At 34.2% G+C, this 8,149-nt stretch carries 8 protein-coding genes and 1 pseudogene; all 9 read right to left on the minus strand.

Translation table 11 applies throughout. From position 1 onward, the window contains the following. On the minus strand, positions 1-688 hold a 688-nt coding region (locus AB5026_RS18265), incomplete at its 3' end, for a type I-C CRISPR-associated protein Cas8c/Csd1 (protein WP_368214103.1). Further along, positions 685-1,422, minus strand: a complete 738-nt coding sequence (cas5c, locus tag AB5026_RS18270) for a type I-C CRISPR-associated protein Cas5c (RefSeq protein WP_368214104.1) — start codon at positions 1,420-1,422, stop codon at positions 685-687. The genes AB5026_RS18265 and cas5c, both read right to left, overlap by 4 nt. Positions 1,423-1,436: 14 nt before the next feature. Continuing rightward, entirely contained in the window at positions 1,437-3,890 is a 2,454-nt protein-coding gene (gene cas3 / locus AB5026_RS18275) for a CRISPR-associated helicase Cas3' (RefSeq protein WP_368214105.1), read from the minus strand. A gap of 157 nt (positions 3,891-4,047) precedes the next feature. Beyond that, positions 4,048-4,317 (minus strand): DUF3892 domain-containing protein, encoded by a 270-nt coding sequence (locus AB5026_RS18280; RefSeq protein WP_092072115.1) that lies wholly within the window; start codon positions 4,315-4,317, stop codon positions 4,048-4,050. A 509-nt stretch (positions 4,318-4,826) separates the two neighbouring features. Continuing rightward, positions 4,827-5,897, minus strand: coding sequence for a DUF262 domain-containing protein (locus AB5026_RS18285; protein WP_368214106.1), 1,071 nt, complete (start codon positions 5,895-5,897; stop codon positions 4,827-4,829). Continuing rightward, on the minus strand, positions 5,887-6,924 hold the full coding sequence (locus AB5026_RS18290; RefSeq protein ID WP_368214107.1) for a hypothetical protein: 1,038 nt from the start codon (positions 6,922-6,924) through the stop codon (positions 5,887-5,889). The genes AB5026_RS18285 and AB5026_RS18290 overlap by 11 nt, the downstream gene beginning before the upstream one ends. Before the next feature lie 42 nt (positions 6,925-6,966). Next, on the minus strand, positions 6,967-7,266 hold the full coding sequence (locus AB5026_RS18295; RefSeq protein ID WP_368214108.1) for a type II toxin-antitoxin system RelE/ParE family toxin: 300 nt from the start codon (positions 7,264-7,266) through the stop codon (positions 6,967-6,969). Between the two features lies 1 nt (position 7,267). Continuing rightward, a complete protein-coding gene (locus AB5026_RS18300; RefSeq protein ID WP_005610763.1) occupies positions 7,268-7,516 on the minus strand; it encodes a type II toxin-antitoxin system prevent-host-death family antitoxin in 249 nt (82 codons plus the stop codon). A gap of 167 nt (positions 7,517-7,683) precedes the next feature. After that, positions 7,684-8,149, minus strand: a pseudogene (locus tag AB5026_RS18305) (hypothetical protein); the annotation flags it as partial.

The raw sequence follows: 8,149 nt of genomic DNA on the forward strand, positions 1-8,149 counted from the left end.
GAAGATAAGAAATAGCCTCCATATTTCCGGTAAGATAGCACAAGCCTTTCTCTTTTTCCCGGGACCGCACATAATTTATATAACAATCCTGAAGTGTTCTGTCTTTCCAGCATTCATCTGTTTTTAATTCAAAAAGATCTGAATTTGACGAACGAATAATAAAACGTACAAATGCTTTCGTCTGCACAATTCCCTGAATATTTTCTTTGTCATCAATCTGATTCTGTTCATCCAATTTTATAATCTTTTTATCAACCAGATCAGAGATCAGAGTATTTTTTTTCAGATATAAATAAATTGCCCGAACCTTCTCATGGCAGTATTCCGATTCTACCCATTCTTTCAGCTGAGAAATATACAGTTCATGACAGATTCCATCATCCTTATAATATTTGGTATAATCTCCTGCAAGATATCTCAGATTATCACACAAAGGATGTGGTTCCTTTCCTGCTGTACGGCTTCCCGATTTTTCTGTAACCGGTATGATTGTCAATTTATCATTAAGATCTACCGGTTCTGCATTCATAAAATTACCATCCTGATCAATAGTTACTGTTATCTGTGCAGTCACAGTAGTATGAAACGGTGGCAAAAGAACGTATGGCATTTCTCCCCGATACTCAATGACACCTATTTTGTCACTGTTTATCTCATACAGATCAATGAGTTCGTTTACCCAGCTCACTCTCCCACCTCCTCACTGGTAAATTCCTTTAAACCTGTGAAATTATCTTTTCCGAAAATTTTACGTTCCATTTCTCTGATATGTCTTTTCTGTGTACATTCTTCCGGTCTTATAAATTCTATAATTCCCCCTTTCTTCATAACCGGTTTCCAGAAACGCACTGTCATTTTACCCTTATCTTCTTCCAAAACAGCTTCATCCGCATATGTTATGCCATGATACATAAAACCGTAATCTACTTCTCCGGTCATCGTATCATAAAAGCTTTCTCCCTCGCCAAATGTACAAGGTTCTTCAAAAGCCTGACACTCTCTTGTTCCAAGGAAAATATCTCTGTGTCCGCCTCGCTTCACCATCCGTTTGGCAATATTATGATGTTTATATTCATTTCTGTCTTCTTCCAGTTCCGGATGATTACAATTCATTTCAAAATGCGCACGCACCTGATAACGAACATCTTTCAGATACGTATAGTATGCAAGCTCATTGCCACCATTATATGCAATCGGGCGGATACCTTTTGTTTCTGTCTGAATCGGATTCATTACTCTTACTGCATCTACGATCCACATGATCGTGGGCTTCCAGTAAATGCTTTCCACAATTCCACGTAAGGCCTCATATGTCGGAATATGATAACTTGTCTTTTCTCCACCGACACGCATAACGGGATCAGAAAAAAGTGCATATGGACCATATACTTCAAATTCTATTGTATTTCTATATTTTTTCATGCTTCTCACCACCTTTACATATTGCAAAAATCCATCTTTGGCTCATCCACAACACCCACTTTTTTATCATAATATCCATCACTCAACACCAGAATCCCTTCACTGGTTTCATATATGGCATTTCCCAGTTTATCTTTTCTGATTTCCGAAATTCCGACCGTATATCTCTGTAATTTTCTCAATATCTTTTTCTTTTCTGTTTCTGTTCGCACTTGTAATAGTTCTTCCAACAACTGATGCGACTCAGTTTCATATGGAACAACAACACTTACTTTATAAGTATCAGAAATCACTTCAAACTCATGTCCTGCTGTCTGGAAAGCCTGCGGAAGTTTTATATGCATTTTTTCTTCATGTTTTCGTCTGTATTGATTCTGACCTGTTTGATTTTTTCCCAACAGATCCACTAAAGTTACAGGCACATTATATATTTCAGCCGGAAATTTCGTTTCTGACTTTCTTAACTGTGTATGATACACTGAATAATAAAATTTTATAGCTATTTCTGAGTCCAATGCATAATTAAACTTTTTCTTATCATGCTTAAAATCATCAAGCACCTTTTGCAAAGCCGCCTGTGCGTTTCTTATTTCTCTCAAATGTTCCAGTTTTTCCGCTTCCCGGGACATCTGCACAATATAAACCGCCCCCATTCTTCCCAGTTCTTTATGTCGGTTGCATCTTCCTGCTGCCTGAATAACATTGTCAAGGCCAGCTTTTGACCGGATTACGCATCCGAAAGAAAAATTCACTCCCGCTTCCACAACCTGTGTACTAACACAAATAATCTTCTTTGATCTTTCTTTTAATGCATTTCTTATTTCTTTCAAAGTATCCAGTTTATGTTGTGGGCACATATTATTGCTCAGATGAAGAATCTCATATTCTTCCGTACAGCTGTCTTCCAGTTTTTGAAATACTTCAAATGCACATTTTGTAGTATTTACAATTACTAAAGTACTTCTATATTCCTCTGTTTTTTCTAATGCAAAATCTCTTAAATCTTCTGTTTCCATCCCTCCGGCGTATCTTTCTGTTTCATCGATAATCTCAACTCGTTTAAAAGCTTTTGCGTATTTTTCAGATTCTCCTGACATCTCCACACACCTGCAGATATTATTTTCTTCAAGAGAAGCCAGTGTCGGCTGTGTAGCAGAACATAATACCACTGTTGTTCCGCAAAATTGAGAAAGAAAATTCACAGCCAGATTAAAAAGTTCTGTGCATTTAACCGGAATTGCCTGCACTTCATCAAATATAATAACGCTGTTGCATAGATTATGCATTCTACGAATACAACTCTTCTGATCAGAAAATAACGTATTTAAAATCTGCACTGCTGTCGTTACAATAATTGGTGAGTCCCAGGTCTCTGTAAGATTTCGATATTTTTCCTCTTCTCCTTCTTCACAGATCACATTACAGTGATGTTCCAATACAACAGAGGGCAATCCCGTTGCTTTTCGAATTTCCTCTGCGTTCTGTTCCAAAATAGATGTGAAGGGGGCTATATAAATAATACGATTTTTTTGTTCTTTCCTCGCATGATAGAGTGCGAATCGAAGACTACTGAGCGTTTTTCCAGCACCAGTTGGCACTGTTAGACGATATAGTTTCTGATTCGTTTCTGCCGCCTTCCGACAGGAGTCAGATATCTCCTGTCGAAAACTGTTCAGCCGATTTCCATTGTCCGGATTATTCTGAATTTCATTTTTCAAATACTGTTCAAAATTATATATACACTTCTGCCATATTTCCTGAGTCTCTTCCTGCGAAATTCTTTTCGATAAAGGGATATTCTGAAAAAAACATGCTGTATCTGTCCAGTCACCATCAATCAGCAAAGACAACGCAATTCTCAGATACATTCCCAGATAAAAATATCTGCTTCCATATTTTTTTCCAGAAGAATCTTGTTTTTTAACAAATTCATTTATATTATTAAAGATTTTTTGATATGACTGAATTGCGTCCTCTCCGGATTTCTTCAACGTTTTTATATCATAAATCCGGAAAAATTTTTCTTTAATGTATGCATACTCAATTTCTTTTTTCAAACGTCGTTCCTGTAAACTCTGGCCATTTTCTAGATTAATACAATCTTCCATTCCATGATGAAAATAAATCAATGTACTGATAAATTCCGAGACAGGCCATTCCTTTATTAATTCAAGCGCAAGTCTTCCACCGGCAGTAGAATGATCCAGTCCATGTTTATGTACCTTATCACCCAACTTCCGAATATTCTTAAAATCATCCTGATTTTTTGTGCCAAGCTTTCCTGCATCATGAAGAATTCCAGCTAATTCTACAAGGTTTTTCAATTCTGAAAGTTCACAGACATTACTTAAAAAAAGAACAACATTTCCTGCGTGTTCCTGCATAGACTGGATTCTTTGTGTTTCATAGTCTACATGGGCCAGTGTACACTCTTCCGTTTCCGGAATACTTATTTCTTTATCTTTCATTCAGTACCCCTTGTGTTATATGCCTATTTTTACAGTATTAAATTTCTATTTTTTATATATTTTTACTATATTTTATCAGGATTATAGCCTTAACGCAAGACATATACCGAAAAAATGTTCGATTTATATATCTGCCTTGCTGCCAAACCGTTAATCATTATTCCCGTGGTAACATCATCAGATTATCTTTCGATGTACTATTCGCCACAGAACGAACATATTTCTCACCCTGTGAACTTACTGCTGGAATAAGATATGGATATGGTGAAATATTTACGGTAATGGTTTTAGGAAATTTTTGCAGATAGTCGTAAACTTCTGATTTCTTCCAGTATGTACTTGTCTGATCTATATAGATAGAATCAATGTCCTGTACATTTCCAGAATTACCACAGTTACGCTTCATTTTGATTTTAATTGCTTTCATGATAAAAGCCTCCTTATGATATTTTTATTGAATCCGCAGATTCATTGTTGTAATGAAAATATCATAGAAAGGGTTTACAAAAATCGAGAAATAATTTAGAATAGATGTGCTGGATGCTATTCAAATTATTTGGATTGCATTTCCTATGATGAGCTACTTAGTATTACCAGTACTAGGTAGCTCTTTTTCATTACAGCTTTACTATACGCTTATTTTTTCCCTTTGTTAATATATCCATATAAACATGCATTTCAACTCACAGACTTCCATCTGACACTAAATAAAGGCTGCAGGAATCACTCATTCCTACAGCCTTTATTATAAACTTTTCTATTTTTCAGCCTTTTTGCCTTTACTCAAACTCGCAAATAAAATTTTGTTACTATACTTTTTAGTATTGGCATTATGGTTCTATTTGGTTTTATATGTGTTCAACTGTCCTAAGTCCATAGGCTGTACTGAACGGTGTTATCAATTTGTTATCAACTAACGGTTATCAATCAATTCCTTTATATTTTTTCATATTCCAAGTACGTTAATATAGCATTAACTCTTTTTTTACGTGCCGACTTTGATCGACTTGCAGATTGCATTGATTGTTGATAGATTACTGTTTGCGGTATCGTTTTATAACTTCGTAAATTTCTATAAAAAATATTCATCTTGTCACATATGTCATCTGCGTTAATTTGATTATTACTTATATACAATGCCAAGTACCATAATGCATATAAATGGCTAACCCCCTCAATATTATATGCAGAATAGTCTATATTCCATTCTTTTAGTAAATTTATATTTTTTTCGAATTTCATCCTTACAGATATGGAACATTCTTCGTCATACTTATCCACAATATCTGCAAATACTTTATCTATTTCATTCTCATTACCGTCAAAAATCGTATTTTCCGCAGTCATTATATATAGCTCAGTTATGAATCCTACATCTTCCATTCTATTTTTATTTAGCTTATACGTTAACTTTGTCATGTATTCATCATTTCTATAGCTAATAATATCATTATATAGCAACGTATCATAATACTGTGCTTTTCTTAATTCCTGCGCATTTAATCTACTTCCTTCTCTGTTTAACCGATCAAATATGCTATCTACAATTTTATAGTCCGGATTTTCTATATATTCTACCGATATTGAATAAGCCCAAAAATCCGAAACTAAAGTCTTTATCTCATCATCTTCTTTTGCTATTTTCTTTATTTCATTAAATGAAAGACCATTTATTATATTATTTCCATATATATCATTTCCAAATTCCTTCGGTAATGGTATCTCATTATTTATAAAACCTATAATCGTAGATAACCTTTGCTTTCCATCAATGACATCGTAATTGGTTATTCCTGTATCTGAATCTATTTTTTGTTCCAAAAAAATAGGAGGAATAGGAAAGTTTTTAAAAATTGTATCAAGTAAAAAAGATTTTTGTTCAATATCCCAAACATTCATGTCTCTCTGATATGGTGGATCAAATCTATATTTTCCCAGTTGATACTGTTCGTAAAAATTAGAAACAGTAATAGATGTAGATTTTCTATAATATCTGTTACTCGCCATCTGCAATATCCTCCACAATTAACTTGCTGTTACTAAAGTGTATATAATTCTTAAATAGACTGGTTAATACAGCCTCCAACGCCGTAGGCGGCTTAGGATTAACAAATCGTACTTCCATTTTATTGTCCAAAGAAAGTAAAATCTCATCAAGTTCATTTCTATCCACATGCCAGTAAGACAATCCGAACATCATCATTTCATCTTTTGAAGTACTTTTACTTACTATTTCATCAATGCCCTTCCGTATATCTTTTATCCAGCCAAATCCAAATCTTTCTACATCTCCTGCCGGAGGAATTATTGCATTTACTATTGGATAATCTTCTTGTAAATCATACTTTATTTCAAAATCTGTAGAATTTTGTGATATTGATTCAGCGATCAAATCTCTAATATTATATGGACTATATTCTTGAATTTTGATTTTGAAAGAAAAACTAATAGAACCATGTGGTTTAAATAGAATCACATCTGCTTTACTATCATCAAATCCATAAATACTAAAAGGAATATCCGCAAGCTTGAGTAATCGTTCCAAAAACACATCATAATTATAGGTAATAATATATACTTTCTTTTGTCGTAATACACGATTCTTTATGTAATGAATTAATTCAATTTCATCAATTATATTTTTTAAATCCTTTTCAGACACTAACGAATCATAATATATAAATAAATATCTTAAATAAGAAGACAATTCGCTATATGCGTGAATATAAATATTAGAACTATCTCTTTCTTCATTTGGTCTTTTTTCTACTGACAAATTATATACATTTGCACAAGTAATAACATCTGTTACTAATTGTGTTGCCGCTTCATATGACATATATGTTCTAGCACCTAAATTCCATAAATCTGGTGTATATTTTCGTGATAAAAAACCTCTAGTATTTGTTTTTGGATAAAGAACATGTTCCCCCTTTGAAAATAAATTAGCCAGATCTATCTCCTCTGCTTTTTCCATTTTTTGAACTAAATCAATAGAAAAACCATTTCCCAATACAATATATGAATTTTCCATTTCACTTTTCCTATTTCTTCATTAGTTGACATTCTCAATTATTTAATTAAAGATTCTCGTGATATCCTGATATCGGTTAACTACACGATAAATCTCTATGTATTCGTTGCTGACCTTGTAGATAATCACATAATCTTCCCATATCGCATATTTATAATATGTCCGAAAGCTAACACGTTTGGAAAGATCTGATCCCATTCCCGGAAACATCTGAAGATTCTCAAATTTCCCGTAAATTTCCTTTATGGTCTTTGCCGCATATTCCTCGTTGTCTTCAGCAATGTAATCCCGAATATTCTTCAGATCCTTTGCAACAATCGGGTTAATCCGCAATTTTAACATCTTATTCCCCCACAAGTGCCTTCAGTTCATCCAAATCCAGCCATCCTTCGCCGTCTTTCACTGCTTCTTCGGCTTCCTGCAGCTTCATCAAAAGCTTCTTTTCCGCACGATCACGTTCATAATCTTCAAAATCCATAACCACAAAACGTCCTCTACCATTCTTAGTAAGATATACCGGCTCGCCTTTGTGGCAGTTCTTCAGGACTTCGTTATAATTTCTCAAATCAGATACTGGTAAAATACTTGCCATATTCTTTCAGCTCCTTCCTTGATTTTATATTGTTTCTGCTACTTATATTATACACAAAAAGCTGTAAAATTCAACGTGAACTTTTACAGCTTTATTCAAACTATGCTTTTTCTACCTAAAAGAAGCTGCCCACTACGGACAGCCTCTTCTCTATAATAAGATTTTCATTACTGATATATGTCCACCAGTCCTGTTTTTAACATTGAATCTGAAAACTCATATGCCGCTCCATCACCGTTAAGATTCAGATACATATTATTCAAGTCATTCTCATTTACGATCCATGCCATATTCACCTGTATACTCTCACCAGGTTTTAATGAAGAAATATAGTTTCCTCCATCTCCATAATCCTCTGATATACTGTTGTATGTCATTTCAGCTGTACGTGCAACTCCATCCCATATAACACGATCGTAGTCATCTCCGGACTGTTCTGTCGGATCGTAAATTTGATATGCTCCATCTTCATGGTCCATCAACAGCAATGTACCAATATAAAGCACATGGTTAATTTCTTCATCTGACTTATTGGTATAAGTAACTGTCGCATAGACGAGCTTTTGTTTCACACTTTCTGTTTTTACAATCTCATCCACTGAATCAATGCCATTACCGGACTTAATATAAGAC

This window comes from Blautia sp. RTP21359st1_E11_RTP21359_211015 (assembly GCF_040910705.1).
Lineage (GTDB): Bacteria > Bacillota > Clostridia > Lachnospirales > Lachnospiraceae > Blautia_A > Blautia_A fusiformis.

Excerpts from the sequence above, each read along its gene's own strand:
- AB5026_RS18295 (WP_368214108.1), bottom strand. The coding sequence starts at position 7,266 with ATGTTAAAATTGCGGATTAACCCGATTGTTGCAAAGGATCTGAAGAAT.
- AB5026_RS18290 (WP_368214107.1), bottom strand. The coding sequence starts at position 6,924 with ATGGAAAATTCATATATTGTATTGGGAAATGGTTTTTCTATTGATTTA.
- AB5026_RS18300 (WP_005610763.1), bottom strand. The coding sequence starts at position 7,516 with ATGGCAAGTATTTTACCAGTATCTGATTTGAGAAATTATAACGAAGTC.
- AB5026_RS18280 (WP_092072115.1), bottom strand. The coding sequence starts at position 4,317 with ATGAAAGCAATTAAAATCAAAATGAAGCGTAACTGTGGTAATTCTGGA.
- cas3 (WP_368214105.1), bottom strand. The coding sequence starts at position 3,890 with ATGAAAGATAAAGAAATAAGTATTCCGGAAACGGAAGAGTGTACACTG.
- cas5c (WP_368214104.1), bottom strand. The coding sequence starts at position 1,422 with ATGAAAAAATATAGAAATACAATAGAATTTGAAGTATATGGTCCATAT.
- AB5026_RS18285 (WP_368214106.1), bottom strand. The coding sequence starts at position 5,897 with ATGGCGAGTAACAGATATTATAGAAAATCTACATCTATTACTGTTTCT.